This is a genomic window from Streptococcus sp. STR1/CE/0325, assembly GCF_055386095.1.
This window is the reverse complement of record NZ_AP045018.1, coordinates 521,670-545,273: the sequence shown is the minus strand read 5'-3', so window position 1 is coordinate 545,273 and position 23,604 is coordinate 521,670. Positions and strand designations below refer to the sequence as shown.

14 protein-coding genes are annotated in these 23,604 nt (G+C 44.2%); 6 read left to right on the top strand and 8 right to left on the bottom strand.

Annotated elements, in window-relative coordinates; translation table 11 throughout:
- The first annotated feature begins 35 nt into the window (after positions 1-35).
- Complete coding sequence (locus ACZ49W_RS02740; RefSeq protein ID WP_464813808.1) at positions 36-173, top strand: hypothetical protein; 138 nt, start codon at positions 36-38, stop codon at positions 171-173.
- A 55-nt stretch (positions 174-228) separates the two neighbouring features.
- Here ACZ49W_RS02740 and ptsP read toward each other — a convergent pair whose 3' ends face one another.
- Both ptsP and ACZ49W_RS02730 read right to left on the bottom strand, forming a co-directional pair.
- On the bottom strand, positions 229-1,962 hold the full coding sequence (gene ptsP / locus ACZ49W_RS02735; protein ID WP_464813807.1) for a phosphoenolpyruvate--protein phosphotransferase: 1,734 nt from the start codon (positions 1,960-1,962) through the stop codon (positions 229-231).
- Between the two features lies 1 nt (position 1,963).
- Complete coding sequence (locus ACZ49W_RS02730; RefSeq protein WP_464813806.1) at positions 1,964-2,227, bottom strand: phosphocarrier protein HPr; 264 nt, start codon at positions 2,225-2,227, stop codon at positions 1,964-1,966.
- Positions 2,228-2,569: 342 nt separating this feature from the next.
- Between ACZ49W_RS02730 and nrdH the strand changes: the two genes are divergently transcribed.
- From nrdH to nrdF, 5 genes are read left to right on the top strand one after another with little or no spacing between them, the layout of a single operon-like run.
- Positions 2,570-2,794 carry a glutaredoxin-like protein NrdH gene (gene nrdH, locus ACZ49W_RS02725; RefSeq protein ID WP_464813805.1) on the top strand — a complete coding sequence of 75 codons (225 nt, stop codon included), beginning with the start codon at positions 2,570-2,572 and terminating at the stop codon, positions 2,792-2,794.
- Entirely contained in the window at positions 2,791-3,159 is a 369-nt protein-coding gene (gene nrdI, locus ACZ49W_RS02720) for a class Ib ribonucleoside-diphosphate reductase assembly flavoprotein NrdI (protein WP_464813804.1), read from the top strand. Before nrdH ends, nrdI begins: the two co-directional genes overlap by 4 nt.
- The gene (nrdE, locus tag ACZ49W_RS02715) at positions 3,149-5,308 is read left to right on the top strand and encodes a class 1b ribonucleoside-diphosphate reductase subunit alpha (RefSeq protein ID WP_464813803.1); all 2,160 of its coding nucleotides are present in this window, start codon (positions 3,149-3,151) and stop codon (positions 5,306-5,308) included. The genes nrdI and nrdE overlap by 11 nt, the downstream gene beginning before the upstream one ends.
- Positions 5,309-5,316: 8 nt before the next feature.
- Positions 5,317-5,703 (top strand): nuclear transport factor 2 family protein, encoded by a 387-nt coding sequence (locus tag ACZ49W_RS02710; protein WP_464813802.1) that lies wholly within the window; start codon positions 5,317-5,319, stop codon positions 5,701-5,703.
- A gap of 32 nt (positions 5,704-5,735) precedes the next feature.
- Positions 5,736-6,695 carry a class 1b ribonucleoside-diphosphate reductase subunit beta gene (nrdF, locus tag ACZ49W_RS02705; protein ID WP_464813801.1) on the top strand — a complete coding sequence of 320 codons (960 nt, stop codon included), beginning with the start codon at positions 5,736-5,738 and terminating at the stop codon, positions 6,693-6,695.
- A 46-nt stretch (positions 6,696-6,741) separates the two neighbouring features.
- Here nrdF and ACZ49W_RS02700 read toward each other — a convergent pair whose 3' ends face one another.
- From ACZ49W_RS02700 to ACZ49W_RS02675, 6 genes are all read right to left on the bottom strand, one after another.
- Positions 6,742-7,989 (bottom strand): toxic anion resistance protein, encoded by a 1,248-nt coding sequence (locus ACZ49W_RS02700; RefSeq protein WP_464813800.1) that lies wholly within the window; start codon positions 7,987-7,989, stop codon positions 6,742-6,744.
- Positions 7,982-8,794, bottom strand: a complete 813-nt coding sequence (locus tag ACZ49W_RS02695) for a hypothetical protein (protein ID WP_464813799.1) — start codon at positions 8,792-8,794, stop codon at positions 7,982-7,984. Before ACZ49W_RS02695 ends, ACZ49W_RS02700 begins: the two co-directional genes overlap by 8 nt.
- Positions 8,795-8,962: 168 nt before the next feature.
- The gene (locus ACZ49W_RS02690; protein ID WP_464813798.1) at positions 8,963-17,419 is read right to left on the bottom strand and encodes a mucin-binding protein; all 8,457 of its coding nucleotides are present in this window, start codon (positions 17,417-17,419) and stop codon (positions 8,963-8,965) included.
- Positions 17,420-17,799: 380 nt separating this feature from the next.
- Positions 17,800-19,305 carry a pyruvate kinase gene (pyk, locus tag ACZ49W_RS02685; RefSeq protein ID WP_464813797.1) on the bottom strand — a complete coding sequence of 502 codons (1,506 nt, stop codon included), beginning with the start codon at positions 19,303-19,305 and terminating at the stop codon, positions 17,800-17,802.
- A gap of 62 nt (positions 19,306-19,367) precedes the next feature.
- Positions 19,368-20,381 (bottom strand): 6-phosphofructokinase, encoded by a 1,014-nt coding sequence (gene pfkA / locus ACZ49W_RS02680; protein ID WP_464813796.1) that lies wholly within the window; start codon positions 20,379-20,381, stop codon positions 19,368-19,370.
- Positions 20,382-20,448: 67 nt separating this feature from the next.
- The gene (locus ACZ49W_RS02675; protein WP_464813795.1) at positions 20,449-23,553 is read right to left on the bottom strand and encodes a DNA polymerase III subunit alpha; all 3,105 of its coding nucleotides are present in this window, start codon (positions 23,551-23,553) and stop codon (positions 20,449-20,451) included.
- Positions 23,554-23,604: the final 51 nt, after the last annotated feature.

The following is a 23,604-nucleotide window of genomic DNA, read 5'->3' as shown; positions in this document are numbered from 1 at the left end:
AAGGCGAAAGTTTATCCATTAGAAAGAGAAGAAACATGAGCCAATTTGACGACTTAAAAGCACTCAGCTACCACTTGATCCAAGACACCATCTATAAAAACCCGCCAGAAATCGCGACCCCTGCTGTCATTGAGATCATCGAAAAACTCCTCGCTGAAAAGTCAGCCGACTAAGGTCATTCAAAAGAAAAAAGTTTGGAAATCAATGATTTCCAAACTTTTTTTGTGACTAATCAAAGTCAACGTATTCTTTTTCCAGTTCAAGAACTTCTTCCATGGTTGCACATTCTGTCAGTGCACGGTTAGCTAGTTCTGCCATCTTGCCACTGTCAAGACGTTTCATAAGGCTACGTGTCCGAAGGATAGATGTCGCACTCATCGAGAACTCATCTAAGCCCATCCCCATAAGAAGTGGCACAGCCATCTGGTCACCAGCCATCTCACCACACATACCTGCCCATTTACCTTCTGCATGTGCTGCCTTGATAACGTTGTTAATCAAACGAAGGATAGATGGATTATAAGGTTGATAGAGGTAAGACACTTGCTCATTCATCCGGTCTGCTGCCATCGTGTATTGGATAAGGTCGTTGGTTCCAATAGAGAAGAAATCTACTTCCTTAGCAAATTGATCCGCAAGCATAGCTGCTGCTGGGATTTCAATCATGATACCCACTTCGATATCATCGGCTACTGGGATACCTTCTGCTTGCAATTTTGCTTTTTCTTCTTCGTAGATAGCCTTAGCTTGACGGAATTCTGTCAAGAGAGCCACCATTGGGAACATGATGCGCAATTTACCATGAACAGACGCACGAAGAAGGGCACGAAGTTGGGTACGGAACATGCCGTTTCCTGTCTCTGAAATAGAGATACGAAGGGCACGGAAACCAAGGAATGGGTTCATTTCTTTTGGAAGGTCAAAGTAAGGAAGTTCCTTATCTCCACCGATGTCCATGGTACGAACCACAACTGGCTTACCATTCATGCCTTCAAGAACAGCCTTGTAGGCTTCATATTGTTCTTCTTCTGTTGGGAAGTCCTGAGAATCCATATACAAGAACTCAGTCCGGTAAAGACCAACCGCTTCAGCGCCGTTGTCGTTCACGCCTTCAACGTCTTTTGGAGTACCGATATTAGCAGCTAATTCAAAATGCTTGCCGTCAGCTGTCACGGTTTCAGCGTCTTTCAACAGTGCCCACTCCGCTTTTTGTTTAGCGTAAGCTTCGCCAGCTGCCTTGAAGTTAGCGATTTCTTCTTCACTTGGGTTTATGATCACTTCACCAGTGATACCATTAACCGCTAGAACGTCGCCATCTTTCACCAAGTCAGTGATGTTGTTGGTTCCAAGAACCGCTGCAATTTCAAGCGTACGTGCCATGATCGCTGAGTGGCTGGTGCGTCCACCGATATTGGTCACAAAAGCCTTCACATAGCGTTTATCGAGCTGCGCTGTATCAGACGGTGTCAAGTCATGTGCAATCACGATAGACTCTTCACTAATTGTTGCAGGGTTCGGTAATTTTACACCAAGAAGATGAGAGAGCACACGTTTTGCCACGTCACGAATATCCGCAGCACGTTCTTGCATGTAAGGGTTGTCTTCCATGCCTTCAAAGATAGTCACAAACATATCTGTGACTTCTTTTAGTCCGCTTTCTGCGTTGACTTGTTTGGCGCGAATTGTTTCTTTAATCTGACCGATCATTTCTGGGTCAGAAAGTACCATTAAGTGAGCATCAAAAACGGCTGCTGCCTCTTCACCAAGGGTATCTACGGCTTTTTCCCGAATAAGAGAAAGCTCGTTTTGTGAAGCCTCAAGAGCGGCATCCAAACGAGCTTCTTCTGCATTAGTATCTGAAACTGTTACAGTCTCAAATGACAAATCCGGTTGGACCAATAGATATGCCTTAGCAATGGCAACACCATCAGATGCTGCAATTCCTTTAAGCATATGTGTCATATTAAGCAAGTCCTTCTTTTGTCATTGTTTCTTCGATTGCTGCAAGTGCTTCGTCTGCGTCTGCACCTTCTGCTGAGATAGTCACATCAGCACCTTGACCAACACCAAGGCTCATAACACCCATGATAGATTTAAGGTTAACTGCTTTACCTTTGTAATCCAAAGTAATATCTGATGAGAATTTGCTTGCTGTTTGAACAAGCAAAGTTGCAGGACGTGCGTGAATTCCTGTTTCAGCCACAATGTGGAAATCTTTTGAAGCCATAATGGTTCTCCTTTATTTGTAATCTTTTATCGGATTATCAAACTTATTGATGATAACCCTTACACTGACCATTATAGCACATTGCAATTTTTTTATCAAGCAAGAACTCACCTTTCTTGAATGGAAAACCATTTTGTTTCCTTTTCTTTTCCATCTGATTTTCCTTCTCCTTTCTTCTCTGACCAATGAAAGTCTTAAAACCTGCGTCACCACTATATATTGTGGTTTTTTGAAAATGGTAACACAAGATATTGGGGTTTTTCTTGTTTTTTTCTTCTTGCCTTTTTTGAGATTTTTGGGTATCATAGGTTAGTAATTTTAAAAAAGTAAGGAGAAAAGACGATGACAGCTATCACAGTTTTTTCTAAAAACAACTGCATGCAATGCCGCATGACAAAGAAATTTCTTGAAGAGGCAAAAGCCGATTTTACCGAAATCAATTTAGACGAACAGCCTGAGTATATCGAGCACGTCAAGGCGCTTGGTTTTAGCGCTGCGCCTGTCATTGAAGCTGGCGATGTCGTTTTTTCTGGTTTTCAACCTGAAAAACTAAAGGAACTCCTATGAAACCACTCGTCTTTTTTTCACTAACAGGTCAGTGCCGGAGGTTTTGCGACAAGCTGGGGCTCGAACAAAGTGCTATTGAACTAAAGCCCAACCAAGACTTTCCAGAATTGCATGCCCCCTTTATTCTGCTTGTCCCAAGCTATGATGAGGAGGATGTGGCCCTTGTGGACGACTTTTTAGAAGAAGCCCACGCCAACTGTCTAGGATTTATCGGTTCTGGCAATCGCAATTTCGGTCCTGAATTTTGTAAAACCGCCCGTCGCTATGCCCAACTCTACCATCTTCCTGTGCTCTACGAATTTGAGTTCAACGGCACCACAGAAGATGTGCTATTTGTTAAAGGATTATTATCACATGAGTCTTAAAGATCTTGGCGATGTCTCTTATTTTCGCCTCAATAACGAAATCAACCGTCCTGTTGACGGTAAAATTCCCCTTCATAAGGATAAAGAAGCCCTAAAGGCTTTCTTTCATGAAAACGTGCTTCCAAATACTGTTTCATTTGAGAGCACCCTAGACAAGATTGACTATCTCATCACGCACGACTACATCGAGTCTGACTTTATAGGAAAATATACTCCTGATTTCATCAGCCATTTAGCGGACTTGTTGAAAAAACAGAATTTTCGTTTTCAGTCCTTTATGGCAGCCTACAAGTTCTACCAACAATATGCGCTAAAAACCAATGATGGAACAGCTTATCTTGAGAGTATCGAAGATCGCGTGCTCTTTAATGCTCTCTACTTTGCTGATGGGGATGAAGCCCTCGCTAAGCAACTAGCGCTAGAGATGATTCACCAGCGTTATCAACCAGCAACTCCTAGCTTTTTAAATGCAGGACGCAGTAGACGTGGGGAGTTGGTCTCTTGTTTCCTCATCCAAGTGACAGACGACATGAACTCTATCGGACGCTCCATCAACTCTGCCCTCCAGCTCTCTCGTATCGGGGGAGGTGTTGGTATTTCCCTTAGCAATCTGCGTGAAGCAGGAGCACCCATCAAAGGTTTTGAGGGAGCTGCTAGTGGTGTGGTCCCTGTCATGAAACTCTTTGAGGACAGTTTCTCCTACTCCAATCAATTGGGACAACGTCAAGGGGCTGGTGTGGTCTATCTCAGCGTTTTCCATCCTGATATTCTCAGTTTCTTGTCCACCAAAAAAGAGAATGCCGATGAAAAAATTCGGGTCAAAACCCTTTCTCTTGGGGTCACGGTTCCAGATAAATTCTACGAACTCGCAAGAAACAACGAAGACATGTACCTCTTTAGCCCTTATTCGATCGAACGCGAATACGGTGTCCCATTTAGCTACCTTGACATTACTGAAAAATATGATGAATTAGTGGCTAATCCCAAAATCACCAAGCAAAAGATTAAGGCAAGAGACTTAGAAACAGAACTGTCTAAGTTACAACAAGAATCTGGCTACCCTTATATCATCAATATCGATACAGCTAATAAAGCCAGTGCCATTGACGGCAAGATTATCATGAGCAATCTCTGTTCTGAAATTTTACAGGTTCAAAAACCAAGTGAGATTAACGACCAACAAGAATTTGTCAAGATGGGAACCGATATTTCCTGCAACTTGGGATCAACCAATGTGGTCAATATGATGACTTCCCCTGATTTTGGACGCTCTATTAGAACCATGACTCGTGCCTTGACCTACGTCACAGATTCGTCTGAAATCGATGCCGTCCCAACCATCAAACATGGTAATAAAGAAGCCCATACCATTGGGCTTGGAGCTATGGGGCTTCACAGTTACTTTGCCAAACACCATATCGAATACGGTAGCCCTGAGTCTATTGAGTTCACTGATATTTACTTTATGCTCCTCAACTACTGGACCTTGGTGGAGTCAAATGCCATTGCTCATGAGCGTGGTGTGACCTTTACTAACTTTGAGAAGTCTCGCTATGCAGATGGTAGCTATTTTGATAGCTACATCACTAATCCAGTAGTGCCACAATCAGAGGTAGTCAAAGACCTCTTCAAAGACCACTTTATCCCTCAAAAAGAGGACTGGGAGGCGCTAAAAGATGCCGTCATGAAAGATGGACTCTACCATCAAAATCGCTTGGCTGTTGCCCCAAATGGCTCTATCAGCTACATCAATGATGTCTCTGCCAGCATTCACCCCATTACCCAACGCATCGAAGAACGTCAAGAAAAGAAAATCGGAAAAATCTATTACCCAGCTCACGGGCTTTCAACGGATACCATCCCTTACTACACCTCTGCCTACGATATGGATATGAGAAAGGTTATCGATGTTTATGCTGCAGCGACCAAGCATGTGGACCAAGGCCTTTCGATGACCCTCTTTATGCGCAGTGAAATCCCTTCTGGCCTTTATGAGTGGAAGACCGAAGTCAAGCAAACCACCCGTGATCTCTCCATTCTACGCCACTATGCCTTCCACAAGGGCATCAAGTCCATCTACTATATCCGTACCTTCACAGATGACGGAGAAGAAGTCGGCTCAAACCAATGTGAGAGCTGTGTAATTTAGGAGAATATATGCAAAATTTAACAACGAACAAAGAAGCCGCCATTCAATTTTACCAAATGGCTTTTGACGGCAATCCCGAAAAAGCAGTCGCCACTTATGTTGGCGAGCACTATCTGCAACATAACCCTTTCGTTGAAGATGGGACAGCTGGTTTTATCGCTTATTTTAATCGGATGAAAAAAGAATATCCTGATAAATCCGTTCAGTTTGTCCGAGCTATCGCTGAAGGCGATTTGGTGGCTCTTCACACCCATCAAATCTGGGGAGAGCCTGACAACAAAGAGTATGTGACGATGGATTTCTTCCGCTTTGATGAAAATGGAAAGATTGTCGAACACTGGGACAGCATCCAAGAAATCCCAAATAAGAGCAAATCTGGTCGCACCATGTACTAAAACCTGTTTAAAACCTGACTCAAGGAGAACACATGACCTACTATAACGCCATCAACTGGAATGAAATTGAAGATTCCATTGATAAATCCACTTGGGAAAAACTAACCGAACAATTTTGGTTAGATACCCGTATCCCCCTATCAAATGACCTTGACGACTGGAGAAAACTTTCAGCGGTCGAAAAAGATCTGGTCGGAAAAGTTTTCGGTGGTCTCACCCTACTTGACACCGTCCAGTCAGAAAGTGGCATGTCCCAACTCAAAAAAGACGTGAGAACCCCCCACGAGGAAGCAGTCTTAAATAATATCGAATTTATGGAGAGCGTTCACGCCAAGTCTTACTCTTCCATCTTTTCGACCCTCAATACCAAGTCTGAGATTGAAGAGATTTTTGCTTGGGTTTCTGAAAATCCTTTTCTACAAAAAAAAGCAGAAATCGTTAATGAGATTTATAAAAACGGTAGCCCCCTTGAGAAGAAAGTGGCCAGTGTTTTCTTAGAAACCTTCCTCTTCTACTCTGGCTTTTTCACCCCACTTTACTATCTCGGTAATAATAAACTCCCTAACGTAGCGGAAATCATCAAGCTCATCATCCGTGACGAATCCGTCCACGGAACCTATATCGGCTACAAATTCCAACTAGGATTTAACGAGTTAACAGAAGAAGAGCAAACCAAACTCAAAGACTGGATGTACGACCTGCTCTTTACCCTCTATGAAAATGAAGCCGCCTATACCGAATACCTCTATGACCCTGTTGGCTGGACCGAAGAAGTGAAAACGTTCTTACGCTACAACGCCAATAAGGCGCTCATGAATCTAGGGCAAGAACCCCTCTTTCCAGATACCGCAGCAGATGTCAACCCCATCGTCATGAACGGCATTTCAACTGGGACCAGCAACCACGACTTCTTTAGTCAGGTGGGAAATGGTTATCTCCTTGGAACCGTTGAAGCCATGCAAGATAGCGATTATTTGATTGGACTTGATTAAACAAAAGACGAAGCACCTGAAGTGCTTCGTCTTTTTAGTTACTGTCTTACTCCAGCTCGTTTTGGCTTTCTTTACCTTCTTCCAAAATCGCTTGAACAATCTTTTGGTCCCGCAATTGGCTAGAATCATTGATTACCTGTGCAGAGCGTACAATGGTTTGTTCCAGTTCTTTTCGTTTTTGTCTGCCTTCTTCAATCGCTTGGATAATGCCATTATTTTGCGCTACGATACTGTCTGCCAGCTTAGAAACAGACTCCACTGACAAGGTTGGCATCTGAGCCGACCGCTCCATCTGTGGGATGACCTCCTTGCTGGTTTCTGCCAAGAGTTGCAGCGCTGCGTTATTAGCATTGACGATGGCCTCAGCTGTGGCTCCTGCCTTCTTAGATTGCTGCATGATACCGAGTTGAGCTAGGGTCAACTTCATGGTCGGAATGGTATTGCGGCGTAGAAGAGCAAGTTTTAGCTTGCTGTCTGAAGAAACCTTAATCAGATTTCTCATCTTAGGGGTCGTCGCCCAAGCCACATAGAGACGGCTGAGCTGTTCTGAGCGCTGCTGTTCCAGTAAACCAATAATATCAGACACATGTGACAACTCCTCTGCCAGCTTATGATAATCTGGCGAATGTGGGTCGTACTGGGTCAACTGTTCCTGCAAATCTTTGGCACGCTTGCTGCTCTCTTCTTGGCTGGCTTCTAAAAAGGCGATAACCCCGACCAAGTTCTCGATAGACTTGGTATTGTCCTCAATCAAGCGCTCTGCTGAGATGATGTTGCGCGCTAAGGCATCCTCTTGCTTAACGGCTGTGGCAGCCAAATGATCCAGTTTCTTTTCAATAGACTGAGAAGCCAGTTGAAACTCTTGCAGATTGGCTTTTCCTTTTTGGAACCACTTTTGGAAGAAGCCTGGTTTCTTTTCCAGCTCTGCCACATCTGCTTCTTTGTACTTACCCACAAAGCCAAGCAACTCACGATTGACCTGCACAAAGATGTCATCCACCTGAGGAATGGCTAATTTCCTATTTTCGGATAAAAGGCGCTGAGAAGTCAAGTTGACCTCCTCGATCGCTTCTTTTCCAAACTCCAGAAGCGCATTTTGATCCGCCATAAAACGGTCCACCAACTGGGGCGCATGGTTTCTAATGCTGTCTTGTTGCTCGGGTGTTAGGGTCAACAAAAAGGACAAGGATTCCTCTTTTGGGTCTTCCATTTTCGTGATCACTTCTGTCGTTTTATCCACCTTCTGCGTCACAGAACCTGCTAGAGCATCAATATCAAACTGAAACTCACTCATCTTTTTGTCCTTCTTTCTTTAACATTCTAAGACTAATTTCAAAGTCACTCAAGCGCTCTTCATTCAACTGGCGCAAAGATTCATCCAAATCTTCATCAAACTGAGCCATGGCTTTTCTCGCTTCAGCCAACTTTTCCTCGGCATGGTAATAGTTTTTAGGTGCTTCCTTAATCTCTAGATAGCCACTGAGCAAATGGTAGAAATGCTCCATTCTCATCATGTGTTGCGCCACCAACTCTTGGGTTCTATTGCCATCAAGCTCTTCGATTTTTTTCAAAATCTCCTTATGATCCTTTAGCACATTTTGATAAACGTCCTTGATCTCAGGAGCAAGTCTTGCAATGCTCACTTCTAAATCATCGCTGGTTTCGGCTTCTTCTGGTGTTTGGCGTTTGAGATTCAGACTATCTTCGACCTCTCTTTGCAAACGTAACAAGCGAAGACCTTTTTGATAAACTTCCGCACTCACTTTGTCTTGTAAGCGGTCTAACTTTTCCCTTAATTGCCCCAAATCTTCCAATAATCGATAGGCTATTTGAGGGATTTTATCATCTTGACCTTCCACAACAAGATAAACCAACTTTTGATGCCCCTCTTCAATCCGATGAAACAAATCCTCCAACTGCTGATTAGAGCGCTGCGTCAGATACCCCTCAATCCTCCTGCCATAAATCAGATAAACAAGTATCCCTGCAATCGGTAAAACAATGTACCAATAAGTGATAATCATGCCAATGATAAAAAAGACACAGGCACCAACAATTAAGCAACCCAAGCCACTATCTGAATCTTTTCGCCTAGCCATGTTCACTCGACCTTTCTATATTTTCTTAGAGTTAGTATATCATAAAATCAACTATCTAGCCATTTTCATACTGCTATCTCTTGGATTTTCTGCATACAAAAAAGAGGAAGAATCAACGATTCTCTCCTCTTTTCCTATGTACAGTTACCTGTTCTTCAACAAAGTTGCTTAGGCTTCGTCAGACTTGCGTTTTTTACCTGCCACAAGGATAAGTCCTAGACTAGCCGCTAGGGCTGTCACACCTAAGATAGAGTAATCACTGCTTGTTTCCCCTGTTCTTGGAAGTGTTTCTTCCTTAGGAGCACTTGGGTTAGCAGGACTAACCGGTTGTGGTTTTGGATCCTCTGGTTTTGGCTGTGGCTGAACTGGTTTCACTGGGACATAGTTAATATCTGTGTCCTTACCTGGATCCACTGGCGTTGGTGGAATGTAGCCCTTGTTTGGATCTTTAGGATCAACCGGTTGAAGTGGTTTTCCGTCTGGTCCAACTGGGACATAGCCTGGCACATATGGAATTACTGGCTTATCATTACCTGGTTGACTTGGATCTGCTGGGGTTGGATCTGGGTATGGCAATGGATTGATTGGCGTCACACCATCTGGAACTTTTGGTACCCAGTTTCCAAGTTTGGCATAGTAAACCGTTTCTTCTTGGTTGGTACTGTTTTCTGTCAGACCTGTTACAGCACCGATGCTAGCTTGCACCTTATCAACCAAGTAGTAGCCCTTGACAATCGGTGAGATCACCGCATCAAAGGTGGTATCGCCATCAACAGCTGTCCAAGGGGTTGAACTCATAATCTTACCAGTCACATTGTTAATCACAAGCGTACGCGTGAAGGTCACGCTGTCTGTCGCGTCCGTATGCACAGTCTCACCAGTTGCCTTGTCCTTATAGTGGATGGTGCGTGTAATCACACGTTTCACACCAGACTCACCAGCCTCTTCTGGCCATTTTGGTCCGTTTGGATTATTTGGATTGATTGGCTGATTTGGATCTTTTGGATTGTCAGGAGTGACTGGTGTCGTTCCCGGCTTGAGGGTGACGGTGTAATTTTGTGTCACGCCATTGCTGTCATCCTTGTTATCGAAGGTCAAACCATCCGCTGGGAAGTCGTTATTCACAAGGACATAGCCTTTCTTGAGATACTCCTCGATGGTCATTTGAGGGCTGTAATCACTCTTTTGACCAGATACACCTGTCAATGAAATAGTATCCAAAACTTTGTTTGTACTGCTATCAATGAAAGTGACCGTTGCTTTTTGTGCATCCTTCACATAAGGCACGTCAATATCCTTACCTGGTTCCACTGGCATTGGTGGAATGTAGCCCTTGTTTGGATCTTTAGGATCAACCGGTTGAAGTGGTTTTCCGTCTGGTCCAACTGGGACATAGCCTGGCACATATGGAATTACTGGCTTATCATTACCTGGTTGACTTGGATCTGCTGGGGTTGGATCTGGGTATGGCAATGGATTGATTGGCGTCACACCATCTGGAACTTTTGGTACCCAGTTTCCAAGTTTGGCATAGTAAACCGTTTCTTCTTGGTTGGTACTGTTTTCTGTCAGACCTGTTACAGCACCGATGCTAGCTTGCGCCTTATCAACCAAGTAGTAGCCCTTGACAATCGGTGAGATCACCGCATCAAAGGTGGTATCGCCATCAACAGCTGTCCAAGGGGTTGAACTCATAATCTCACCCGTCACATTGTTAATCACAAGCGTACGCGTGAAGGTCACGCTGTCTGTCGCATCCGTATGCACAGTCTCACCAGTTGCCTTGTCCTTATAGTGGATGGTGCGTGTAATCACACGTTTCACACCAGACTCACCAGCCTCTTCTGGCCATTTTGGTCCGTTTGGATTATTGGGATTGATTGGCTGATTTGGATCTTTTGGATTGTCAGGAGTGACTGGTGTCGTTCCCGGCTTGAGGGTGACGGTAAACGTCTGATCCTTGGTTGCATCATTGTCAAAGGCAGTTCCTGGTGTAAACTCATCCGTTACCAAGACATAGCCCTTCTTCTCTAGCTCTGCAATCTTAGCTGCGGTTGAGTAGTTGATTGGACGACCTGCTTCACCAGATACTTGATCAGAATCTAGGGTTTGACCAGTTGAGCTATCCACATAGTTGATGATAGCTTTTTGTTGGCTTGCCACTGGGTAGTATGGCACTGGTGTGTCCTTAGTTGGATCTTCTGGTGTCACACTTGGGACACTTGGCGTCATGCCTGGGATGCTTGGTGTTGGGGTTTCACCACCCTTGCTTGGATCTTTTGGATCATTGTTGTAGGTTGGGGTTGGTGCATTTGGAATTGGATTGCCGTTTGGATCCACTGGGATGAGCTTACCGAAATTGTTATAGACAACCGTTTCGGTCAAGTCCTCTTGCGTGACGGTCTTAGCAGGCACTTGCGCCTTATCGGCGACCTTACCTGTCACAACTGGAGACGTCACAGCAGGGTAAGACGGTTTATCACTGGTCCAGTCGGTCGTAGACACCACTTGACCAGTCACTTTATCCACGGTTACCGTACGGGTCCACTTAGCGGTTTGAACATTGTCATCTGCCACTGGATTACCATCTTTATCCACATAGTGGATAGTTGAGGTCACGTCCTTAGCCACTTGACCAGCTTCTTCTGGCCATTTTGGTCCATTTGGATCGTCTGGATTAATCGGTTGATTTGGATCTTTCGGATCGGTTGGTCCAACTGGCTCTGTCGCATGAGTGAGGTGAACAGTATAGGTTTGATCCACATTGGTGTCATTATCAAAGGCAGTGCCCGGTGTGAAGCCGTCCGTTACGACCTTGTAACCCTTCTTCTCTAGCTCTGCAATCTTAGCTGCAGTTGAGTAGTTGATTGGGCTACCTGCTTCACCTGTCACTGTATCGCTATGTAACACCTTACCACCATCGGCATCATCCACATAGTTGATAATGGCTTTTTGCTCATTTTTAACTGGATAGTATGGCACTGGTGTGTCCTTAGTTGGATCTTCTGGTGTCACACTTGGGACACTTGGCGTCATGCCAGGGATGCTTGGTGTTGGCGTTTCACCACCCTTGCTTGGATCTTTTGGATCGTTGTTGTAGGTTGGTGTTGGTGCATTTGGAATTGGATTGCCGTTTGGATCCACTGGGATGAGCTTACCAAGATTGTTATAGACAACCGTTTCGGTCAAGTTCTCTTGCGTGACGGTCTTAGCAGGTACTTGAGCCTTGTCGGCTACCTTACCAGTGATGACTGGTGAGGTTACTTCAGAGTAAGAAGGCTTGTCGCTAGTCCAGTCAGTCGTAGACACCACTTGACCAGTCACCTTATCCACGGTTACCGTACGGGTCCATTTAGCCGTTTGAACATTGTCATCTGCCACTGGCTTGCCATCTTTATCCACATAGTGGATAGTAGAGGTCACATCCTTAGACACTTGACCAGCTTCTTCTGGCCATTTTGGCCCATTTGGATTGTCTGGATTGATTGGTTTTCCTGGTTCTTTCGGATCCGTTGGGGTAACTGGCTCAGTCGCATGAGTGAGGTGAACCGTGAAGGTTTGATCCTTCGTACCATCATTATCAAATGTCGTACCCGGTGTGAATCCATCAGTTACCACGACGTAGCCCTTCTTCTCGAGTTCTGCAATCTTAGCCGCAGTAGAGTAGTTAATTGGACTACCTGCTTCACCTAGCACTGTATCGCTATCAAGCACCTTACCACCATCTGCATCATCCACATAATTAATAATGGCTTTTTGTTGGTTCACAACTGGTGTGTATGGCACTGGAGTATCCTTGGTTGGATCTTCTGGTGTCACACTTGGCACACTTGGTGTCATGCCTGGAATGCTTGGAGTTGGGGTTTCGCCACCCTTACTTGGATCTTTTGGATCGTTGTTGTAGGTTGGAGTTGACACATTTGGAATTGGATTGCCATTTGGATCCACTGGGATAATCTTACCAAGATTGTTATAGACAACCGTCTCGGTCAAATCATCTTGTGTCACCGTCTTAGCTGGTACTTGCGCCTTATCTGCCACCTTACCAGTCACAACTGGTGATGTCACCGCTTCATAAGATGGTTTATCACTGGTCCAATCTGTGCTTGAAACCACCTGACCAGTCACTTTATCCACCGTAACAGTGCGTGTCCATTTAGCCGTTTGAACATTGTCAGTGGCAACTGGATTGCCATCCTTATCCACATAGTGGATAGTAGAGGTCACATCCTTAGCCACTTGACCAGCTTCTTCTGGCCATTTTGGTCCATTTGGATTGTCTGGATTAATCGGTTGATTTGGATCTTTCGGATCGGTTGGTCCAACTGGAACAAGCACTGGCTTCAATACAATCGTATAGTTTTGCGTTGCACCTTGGCTATCATCCTTATCATCAAAGGTAATGCCATCTGTTGGGAAATCGCTACGCTCTGGCACTAGCTCATACCCTTTATTAATATAGTCCTGAATCGTTTCAATCGGGCTATAAGTGCTCTTTTCACCAGCCTTACCAACAACAGTCACTGGACTTTGAAGAGGCGTTGTTCCATCACCATTTAAACCACCGTCAATAAAGGTAATCACTGCCTTTTGTTCCGCTGCTTTATAGGTAATCTCTTGATCCTTGGTTGGATCTTTTGGAATAGCTGGAGGATTGTAGCCCTTAGATGGATCGCTTGGATCTACTGGTGTGAGGCTCTCACCATTTGGTCCAACTGGTGTGTAACCTGGAATATTTGGAATGATACCTTTTTCTGGTGTTCCTGGTTTGGTTGGGTCACTCGGATCATTTGGATAAGGAATTGGGTTAACAGGTGTTTCCCCTTCTGGCACCTTAGGAATCCAGCTTCCGAGCTTGCTGTAATAAACCGTTTCATCACTGTTAGCTGTTTCTGGAGTGACGTTAGTCTTTTCAGCAACACTTGCCTTATCAGCGACAAATCCAGAAATAGCAGGTGTTTTCACCTCAGCAAAGCTGTTTTGGTTATCCTTAGCTACCCAGTCGCTATAAGTCACTTCCTTGGTTACCCAGTTGACGTTTGCCGTTCTCGTAAAGGTAATGCTTTGCGTCACATCTGGTTGCGCCGTAGAATCATCGCTCTTATACTTGTAATGAACGGTTCTAGTGACTTCTTTTGTCAAGGCTTCACGTTGATTTTCAGGAATGATTGGCGGCCATGGTTTATTTGGGTCATTTGGATCAACTGGCGTAACCTTTTCTTTGAGAGTGACCTTATAAACTTGAGAAATGTTATTTTCATCATCCTTGTCGTCAAACTTAGGATTGATTAATTTACTTGGATCTTCTGGATCTGGAATTCTCGCATCGGTAAAGCCATCTTTCACCAATTCATAACCGGCATCTTCAAATTCTTTAATGCGGTTTGCTGTTGAGTAATTGATGCTTTGACCTGTTGCTCCATTGACCGTATCGGTACGAAGAACGAGCTCTTCTGTGCTACCATCTTTTTCAGATACCTTTACGTAGTCAATAGCAGCTTTTTGAACACGTTTATAGACAACGACTGTTTCATAGTTATTGATAAAACCAGTATCAGAGAAATCTTTCCAGTAAGAGTCTGAAATGATGGTGTTGCCTTCAGCATCTTTTGTGGTAATGGTGTCTGTAATATCAGCAGGGGTTAACTCTGCTGTGATTTCCCGACCACTGGTTCCAATATCTTCTTTTAAGTTTGGAACGTTGGTGTCTTTGATTACTGCTACGTAGCCTTTTAGGACAGGAGAGGTCACAGTATCGTAGGTTTTGGTCGTGTTGACCGTGCCATCAAGTACCCATCCTGTATCGGCTTTTCCGTCACCATTAATATCTCTAACCACATAACGTGCTTTAGAGTAAGCCTCTAAGAATTGGTCACCATTAGCGACTTGGCTAGTTTTCAAGGTATTCAAGAAACGTTGCAAGTCAATACCTGACTCAATCTTACGTTCCCAGTCAGAAGCCTGCACCACATCTTTGATTTCATTGCCTTCATCATCAACGGCTGGTGATCCATCTTCAAATTCATAGCGAATGGTGTTGGTATGTATCGCTGTTGGCGCAATCACTGTTCCATTTGAAATCCAGATATTTTGACGGTTTTCATTAACAGGGTCAATACCGTATTGCTTATCAGAAGCAGAAACACTACCAGATGAAGAAAGAGTCGGATCAGACAGAGCGTCTGCTGGATTGATTTCAGGAACAGCTCCATTTTGGAAACCAGCGATGCTTAGATCTCCACTTTGGATGTTAGTCCAAACTGAGCTAATCTTATCTTGATCCTTTTTCGTCCCATCTTGGTTAAGTGAGTAAACGGTATAAGTTCCGTCTTGAGTTCCTTCTGGTCCGTTAAACTCAATCTTTGCGCCATCTGCTTTATTTTTAGCAGAAACATACAAGATATTTCCGTGCGCGATCGATTCTGGGTTATTTCCCTGAGGAATGCTCTTTGGCAATTTCCCTTCAATATCACCGACAGAAACACCGTCTGATTTGGTATAACGCAAGAAAGAAACAAAGAGAGGGTTATTGAACTGATAGGTGACGTTTTTACTGTTACCAAGCGGCACTGAAATCAACTCGGCATAATAGTTAGAGTTGTCATCACGAATATCAACGATACTTCCCTTATTAGCCTTAAAAAGCGGATCGGTCTTGGTTCCAGTTCTAGAATCAAGCGAGATAACATCATCCCAGTCATTGTCTCCCCGATTATCCATTTGAACACGGAAAGTCGCAAATTCATCAACCACAATGGTTCCATCTTCGTTAACTCCAATGTAGTTGTAACCATCATAAGAACCAGATGGGCTTGGATATTGTTTTGATTTTCCTTTACCATCTGAATGGAAAGTATTGGTCGAGTGCTTGCCAAAGATGAGATGAGAATCATCCCCTAGGTCAAAGGCTGTTCCACGTCCCTTATTTTCAAAATGAACAGTGGCCCCTTCATCAGTGACAAAGTTAAAGTTGTGTCCACCGACAATCCCATCACGACCCGTTAGATTAAAGGTCGCATTTTTACCGATAGTAACATCCGCTTGCGAACCACTTTGTTTGCTGGTATTCCAAGCACCGTAACCGCCGTAACGATCAGATTCTGTAATGGTATCTGACGGACGTTTGACACCAATGGAAATTCCTTGACCAATGCTAGAATTGATGGTCAATTTTGAATCACGACCCGTTGTAATCGTTCCACTTGTCGGCATGAAAATCGCCGCATTATGGTAACGAATACTATCTGTCTCATTGTCGGTATTCATATTGATGGTCAAACTACCAGTGTCTTTCACCTCAATCTTAGAACCGTCTGGCAGATTAATCGCATCTCCAATAGATGAACGATTGAGTGTCAAGCTAGCTCCTTCTGCAACGGTCACCGATTTGGCATCGTGGATATTGGCTTCACGACGTTCTCTATTTTGAGTGGTGGTCGCATTTGGCGTCGATGTTGCAGAACCTACGTTCTTTTGAACGTATTGGTTGGTTCCATCAGAGTTACTATAAGAGTCGCTAACCGTTGACTTGGTATTTCCTTCGATGATAACATCTGTATCACCGCCACCACCGTAGAGAGATGACCCTTGTGCTGTGACATTCTTAAAGGTCACCGTGTTGTGTCCGCTTGTTCCAGAAAGGTCAAAAGCTCCCTTAGAGTTTGCGGTATTGAGCTTAACATCCTCTAAAGTGATGTTCCAAGGCGCTGTCCCAACTGGTTTTAGCGTGAAGGAACGCAGGTCAAGGAATTGATCATCCCCTTTGATGGTCACGTTTGAACCATTGGCATTGATTAAAAGGGTACGGTCAACACCAGCTGTTGAGCCTGTATTAGTTGAGTTGGTATTTCCGTTTGTAATATCGCTTCCAGAAGCAATCACGCCTTCTCGAATACCTGCTGTCGCATCATTTGGACTTCCAGGCGCCAAGATGTCATGTGTTAAACGAATGACAGAAGCGCCGCTAGCAAAGGCTTCGATAAATTGTTTCCAGTTGGCAACCTTGACCTCTTCTGCACTGGCTTCTACGGCAAAGAAACGGCCTGTTGGCGTGGTGGTTGGGGCATCTGTTGAGACACTTCTGTCCTCACCAACAACTGGATTTGTCGTTTCTGCTTCTGTTAGAGCTGCTCTTGCTGCACTGGTTGGTAGTCCAGTACTGGCATCAATAGAGAGCACTGACACCGTCTCTTCTGGTTTTTCAGCAATCGTTTGCTTTTCTGCGACAGGTGTAGCGCTAGAGGGATTTTCCTCTCCAACTGATGCTGCACTTGAAGCGTTTTGCACTGGTGCAGTTGCGACTTCTGCTGTTTCATTTTTAGCCACTTCTTGGCTAGGAGTTTCTACTGATTCCACATTTGTAGTGGTTTTTTCTTCCAATGCTACTGGTGAGGCTGGATCTGTTTGCGCCTCATCCTTCACAAGACTGGTTGTTTTCGCTGCTGAGGTGGCAGGATCTTCAGACACCAAGGTGTCAGCTGATGCCACATTGACTTGAGAACCTAAAAAAACACTTGCTCCAATGACAACTGAAGCAATTCCGACATTAAATTTGCGAATCGAGAATACAAATTGTTTGTCAAACATGTTCTCGGTGCGCCGTTTACGGTTTGTTTTCTTGACCATTTGTACTTCCTTACTTCAAAATTTTGCGTGTGATAAAAATAGATTGACAAACATCAATCTATCACACTCATTAAGATATTTTAACGCCTTTTATTTTTATTGTCAACATTTTCCTGTACTTTTAAAACAACTTTTTACCCCCCCCCCCCCCCCCCCGAGAAAACGCTTATTCTATAAGCTTTCTTAGATTTTCAGAAAATAATGAGAAGAACTTCACTTGATATTCAGAAGTCGAAAAAGAGGCAATCGTTTGATAGTTCAAACAAAATGCTGTCACTTTTGTTTTTAAACAAAATTCGGCTTTTATTCTATTTTTATAAAAAAATAAACGTCTAAGACGCTACTGCGCCCTAGACGTTTTGGAATGAATCTTTTTCTGTTTATTGTACTGTGCGGATACGCATAGTATTAGTTGAACCAGATACACCAACTGGAACACCCGCTACGATAACGATGTTGTCTCCTGATTGAACAAGACCTGATTTGACTGCTTCACGTTCAGCCAATTCAAACATGTCATCGGTAGAAGCTGGTTTATCGGTCACAACTGGGATAACACCCCAGTTAATCATCAATGATTTTTGAGTTTCTTCATCAAAAGTCACTGCTAAAATATCAGCATCTGGACGATATTTAGAGATAGCACGCGCAGAGAAACCAGTCTCTGTCACAGTAACGACCAACTTGATGCTCATAGATTGACAAGCATCCTTAACAGCAGATGCCATGACTTCTGTCTTGGTCGTGCGTTTGAAGTCAGCAGAGTTCAAACGACCATACTCACCAAGAAGAGATTGCGCATTTTTTGCCACTGTTGCCATGGTACGAACAGACTCAACTGGGTATTTACCATTAGCAGACTCACCAGAAAGCATGGTAGCATCTGTACCATCGATAACTGCGTTAAAGACGTCAGAAATCTCAGAGCGAGTTGCACGTGGTTTGTCTGTCATGGTTTCAAGCATGTTGGTTGCAGTGATAACAGCTTTACCAGCTTCGTTGACTTTAGTGATGATCATCTTTTGGTAAACTGGAACCATTTCAAATGGAACTTCAATCCCCATATCACCACGGGCAATCATGATACCGTCTGCTGCTTCGATGATTTCATCCAAGTTATCGATCCCTTGTTGGTTTTCGATCTTCGCAAACAATTTTACTTTTTTGTTGCCAGTTTCCTCACAGATGGCACGCACTTCTTCAACATCTTTAGCAGTACGAACAAAAGAAATAGCGATAAAGTTGATACCTTGCTCAAGACCAAAACGAATGTCAGCGTTATCACGATCAGCAAGTGCTGGGAACGGGATTTTCGTATTAGGAATGTTAACCCCTTTTTGTTTTGCAATCACGCCGTCATTTTCCACTTCAACGACAAATTCACGCGTTGCTGGGTCTTTTTCGATGACACGAAGTCCAAGTTTTCCGTCATCCACCAAGACTTGGTGACCCACTTCAACGTCATCAAAGATGTCAAGCGCACCAGCTACATTAAGCGCAATCACGTCACGAGTAGATTTGATGCCTTGTTTGGTTGCAACACGGATCACTTCACCTGTCTTATAGTCATACTCTTTTGCTTCATCTTCAAAGAGTTCTGTACGGATTTCTGGACCTTTAGTGTCAAGAAGGAAACCAACTTTTTGGCCTGCAATTTCTTCTGCACGACGAACAGTTGCCATACGCTCACCTTGTTCTTGGTGATCGCCGTGTGAGAAGTTAAAGCGGAAAACATTTGCGCCTTCTTCGATGAGTTGAGCGATGATTTTAGCAGATGCTTCTACATCCAATTTTTCTGACCAATAGCCATCTTCACCAAAACGTTTGCCACCGCGGATTTCAACCGCTGGTCCAAGTGTTGCAACAATTTTTACGCGTTTATTCATTAGTTTTTCAAACTCCCTTATTATAGTAGATTAACATTACATATCAAATTAACAAAAACAGATTAACGAGCTAGGCTACGATTCAAACGATACAAATCAAGACGTGTTTCATGTGGATGGTTGACAACGATAGATCCGTCTGGTGCTAGGCTAAAGAGAGCACCTTCTTCCTTGCTACCAAGGATTGGGCTTTCAACCAATTCTTCCCCACGAACACCAATAGCAAGACCACCACGTCCAGCTTTTAGCAACTCAACAGCGTGCGCTCCCATCCATGAAGCTAAGACACGGTCACGTGGAGATGGTGTTCCACCACGTTGGATGTGCCCAAGGTTGGTCACACGAAGATCACTAGTATCGCCTGCTTCACGCATCTTCTTAGCAAACTCATCACCACTCATGACACCTTCTGCCAAAACAATGATAAAGTGATCTTTTTTCTTGACTTCATAGCCTTCTTTAACATTTTTCACGACTTCATCAATGTCAAATGGCTCTTCTGGAATGATGATCATATCAGCACCCGTTGCAACCCCAGACCAGATGGCAAGGTCACCAGCATTACGTCCCATCACCTCAACAACAAAGGTCCGTCCATGGCTAAATGACGTATCACGAATCTTATCGATCGCATCTGTTGCTGTGGTCACAGCTGTATCAAATCCGATGGTATAGTCTGTTCCTGCAATATCATTGTCGATAGTTCCTGGAATACCAACAGCAGGGAAACCATGCTCTGTCAAACGCATAGCCCCATGGTAAGATCCATCTCCACCGATAACCACGACACCTTCGATACCGTGTCTCTTCAACTGCTCAATCCCAGCCATTTGCCCTTCTAATGTGGCAAACTCAGGATAGCGAGCTGATTTTAAGAAGGTTCCACCATGTGAGAGGATATTTGAGACACTTTTGGCGTCCATTTTAAAAATATCGCCCTCAACCATACCAGCATAACCGCGGTTAATGCCGTAAACTTCCATGCCTTCTGAAATGGCCTTGCGGACAACCGCACGGACCGCATTATTCATACCAGGAGCGTCTCCACCACTGGTCAAAACAGCAATACGCTTCATTTTTGCTACTCCTTTTTCATTTTAACTCTTTTATTATAGCACACTCTTTGTTAAATATCTTACATTTTTAGTTATAAATCGTTTTCATGGTGTACTTTTTTAAAACTTCTTGTAATTCATCGCTTTTTGCGACCGAAAAACCACGACTGGCAAGGGTTGTTTTGGTATCCTCAAAGCGCAGCATGACCGGAATATCTCCTGGGTACTGCCTTAAAATCTGAGAAATTTCTTGGTCATGCGCATGGCTTTCTAGCTGCAACCAAAATTTTTCTGCGACTGGCTTTTCTATTTGTTGCAAGACCAGCTGCAAGCGACCTTCTCTTTCTTGCGTGCGCCCACTTAAAATCAGAATCGCATCTTCTGCCAGATCTTGACCAACCTGCTGGTAAATATCTGGAAAAACCGTCACCTCAAACGCATCATAGCCATCCGTCACGCGCAAGAAAGCCATGAGTTGCCCCTTGGACTTGGTCCTAATCTCCCTGATAGACTCAATCTGCCCCAACAAGCGAACTGTTTCATTTGACGTCAGTTGAGAAATCACAGCAAAAGGCTCTTGTAGCTTTTCTCTTAACCGCTTTAAAGGATGTGGACTTAGCCCAATGCCTAGATAGTCCTTTTCCAGCTGATACTTTTCTTGATCCGTGTAATCTTCACACTCTCTCCACTGGTAAGAACTCTCCGAGAAAAGACTTCCTAACTCTGTCACAAAGATAAACAAAGAAGGTAGGTTGGTGACTAGTTTTTTGCGATTGGCATCTAATTCATCAAAAAGACCTAGCTGGATTAACGGTTCTAGAAATTCTGTTTTGTGATAGGCTTTTGGTAGCTGAGTAACCAGACCTTCCATCGTCTGGATAGACGCTTGATGGCTCAGCCACTCTACCAGATCTCTTGGGACACCTTTCACCCGATTGAGTCCCAGTAGAATCTCTCCATTTTCAACACGGTCATAAGCACTCACTGTCTTTAGACTAAAGGGTTTAATCTGAAAACCAGACTGTAAGGCATCAATCAGATAGTCAGAACTCGACCGATTCAGCATGACCTCATAAAAGACATCAGGGTAATGGGCTTTAAAATAAGCCAACTGAAAGGCCAAAGCCGCATAAGCATAGGCGTGACTGCGGTTAAAACCGTAGCCTGCAAACTTAGCCATCTTTTCAAAGATAGACTTGGCAAGGCTAGTCTCTCGCCCTAAGCGCTCAGCCCCCAGCAAAAAATCAGCCTCCATGGCCTGCATCTCTATCGCATCTTTTTTGGACATGGCCCTGCGCAAGAGATCGGCTTTTCCCAGAGAAAAACCAGCATAAACTTGGGCAATCTGCATGACCTGCTCCTGATAGAGCATGATGCCATAGGTAGGCGTTAAAATGGGATCAATAGAAGGATCTAGTCGTTCGACCTTTTCTCTTCCCTCTTTCCTACGGATAAAATTCTCCGTGTAATCACTCGCCCCCGGACGATTCAAACTAGTGGTTGCCACCACTTCCTCAAAACGACTCGGTTTGATGCGCTTGAGTAGGCGAATCGCACCTGCCTTTTCAAACTGGAAAATCCCTTTGGTGTCCCCTCTTGCAAACAAAGCCAAGGTCGCTGGGTCTTCTAGATCAATCTGTTTAATCGCAATGTCTAGACCGTAGCGCCTTTTGACCTCCTCTTTCATCTTTTGCACAAAAGTAAGATTGCGAAGCCCCAAAAAGTCCATTTTCAACAAGCCATTGGCCTCGACACTCTCTGCATCGTACTGGGTCACCATCATATCCTCTCCTGCTTTTAGAGGAATATGCTTGGTCAAGTCGTCATCACTCATCACCACCCCAGCCGCATGGATGGACGTCTGGCGAGGTTGCCCTTCTATCTTTTTTGCAATGGCAAAAGCCTCTTGAAAACCGGGTCTGCTCGCAATCAGTTGCCGAAAGCTGAGATCACGCCCATAGACCTCCTGCAAGCTATCCTTAAAACTCATGCGACGGGTCAACTGACTCAAATCATACTCACTTGCCCCAAACCGTTTAAAGACATCTCTGATGGCCTGTCTAGCACCAAACGTCGAAAAGGTCACAATTTGAGCGGAGTGCATTATGCCATAGCGATCCTTGACATAGTGGAGAAACTCCGAGCGATAAATATCGGGCAAATCGATATCAATATCGGGCATACTGTAACGCTCTCGGTTCAAAAAACGCTCAAACAGCAAATCATGCTTAACAGGATCAATCCCTGTGATGTCAAGGGCATAAGCCACCAAACTTCCCGCCGCAGAGCCACGTCCCATCCCCATATAATAATCTCGACTGCGACCAAAACGCAGCAAATCCCAGACAATTAAAAAATAATCATCAAAGCCCATCTCATGAATGACCGACAGCTCTGATTCGAGACGCTCAATATAAGATGTCTGCCACAAGTCCTTAGTCTTTAGCCCATTTTGGGCACGTTCACGCAATTCCTCCACCGCAGGACGCTCAGGGTTAAAGCGTGGTAACTTTAGCTGGGTATCAATCTGATAGGATACCTGATCTAATACTTGACTCAAGCGCTCCAAACTTCCTGGAAAGCGCTCATCAAAAAGGTGCGACATCTCGTCATGTGGTCTTAGAGTGTACCGTCTTGCCACAGGAGGTGTCATCGACAAGGATTGATTGTCCCTGATGGCATGAAGAACCTGCAAGGTTTCGGCATCGCTGGCCTCATAAGAGCGAAAAAGAGGGAGAGGAACCACAGGCTTTGGATAATCAAGAACCGGACTATCCACATCTACACCTATCCAATAATCAAAAGGCAGATAGCTTCCTTGCTCAACATCTTTTGCAGCGACAATGACCAAAAGATCAGCTCGGTGCTCTGCCAAATCACTCAGACCAACTTCCCCACTCATGGCAAGCGTGGAGAGAACCAGTAACTCTTGATAACCTTTGGTTCCAAGGGCAACTAAATAAACTGGAAAAGAGTTCTCCTCCACTTTCAGGCTTAATTCTAGCCCCAAAACAGGGTCTAAACCAGCTTTTTTTGCCTCGGTTAAAAAATGATAAGCCCCGTAAAGGTTATCCTTATCCATGATACCAATCTGCTGATACCCCAGCTCTTTTGCCCTAGCAACATAGCCCTTAATATCTAGCACACTATCCATAAAGCTATAAACGGTCTTGGTATTTAATGGTACAAACATAAGCCCTCCTTTACACGTCAATCTTTACCCCTATTATACTATAAAAAAATC

What these genes read in the sequence shown, in the direction of transcription:
- ptsP (WP_464813807.1), bottom strand. Translation starts at nt 1,962, where the DNA reads ATGACACATATGCTTAAAGGAATTGCAGCATCTGATGGTGTTGCCATT.
- ACZ49W_RS02700 (WP_464813800.1), bottom strand. Translation starts at nt 7,989, where the DNA reads ATGAGTGAGTTTCAGTTTGATATTGATGCTCTAGCAGGTTCTGTGACG.
- nrdI (WP_464813804.1), top strand. Translation starts at nt 2,791, where the DNA reads ATGAAACCACTCGTCTTTTTTTCACTAACAGGTCAGTGCCGGAGGTTT.
- pfkA (WP_464813796.1), bottom strand. Translation starts at nt 20,381, where the DNA reads ATGAAGCGTATTGCTGTTTTGACCAGTGGTGGAGACGCTCCTGGTATG.
- ACZ49W_RS02695 (WP_464813799.1), bottom strand. Translation starts at nt 8,794, where the DNA reads ATGGCTAGGCGAAAAGATTCAGATAGTGGCTTGGGTTGCTTAATTGTT.
- ACZ49W_RS02675 (WP_464813795.1), bottom strand. Translation starts at nt 23,553, where the DNA reads ATGTTTGTACCATTAAATACCAAGACCGTTTATAGCTTTATGGATAGT.
- ACZ49W_RS02740 (WP_464813808.1), top strand. Translation starts at nt 36, where the DNA reads ATGAGCCAATTTGACGACTTAAAAGCACTCAGCTACCACTTGATCCAA.
- ACZ49W_RS02690 (WP_464813798.1), bottom strand. Translation starts at nt 17,419, where the DNA reads ATGGTCAAGAAAACAAACCGTAAACGGCGCACCGAGAACATGTTTGAC.
- ACZ49W_RS02710 (WP_464813802.1), top strand. Translation starts at nt 5,317, where the DNA reads ATGCAAAATTTAACAACGAACAAAGAAGCCGCCATTCAATTTTACCAA.
- pyk (WP_464813797.1), bottom strand. Translation starts at nt 19,305, where the DNA reads ATGAATAAACGCGTAAAAATTGTTGCAACACTTGGACCAGCGGTTGAA.
- ACZ49W_RS02730 (WP_464813806.1), bottom strand. Translation starts at nt 2,227, where the DNA reads ATGGCTTCAAAAGATTTCCACATTGTGGCTGAAACAGGAATTCACGCA.
- nrdH (WP_464813805.1), top strand. Translation starts at nt 2,570, where the DNA reads ATGACAGCTATCACAGTTTTTTCTAAAAACAACTGCATGCAATGCCGC.
- nrdF (WP_464813801.1), top strand. Translation starts at nt 5,736, where the DNA reads ATGACCTACTATAACGCCATCAACTGGAATGAAATTGAAGATTCCATT.
- nrdE (WP_464813803.1), top strand. Translation starts at nt 3,149, where the DNA reads ATGAGTCTTAAAGATCTTGGCGATGTCTCTTATTTTCGCCTCAATAAC.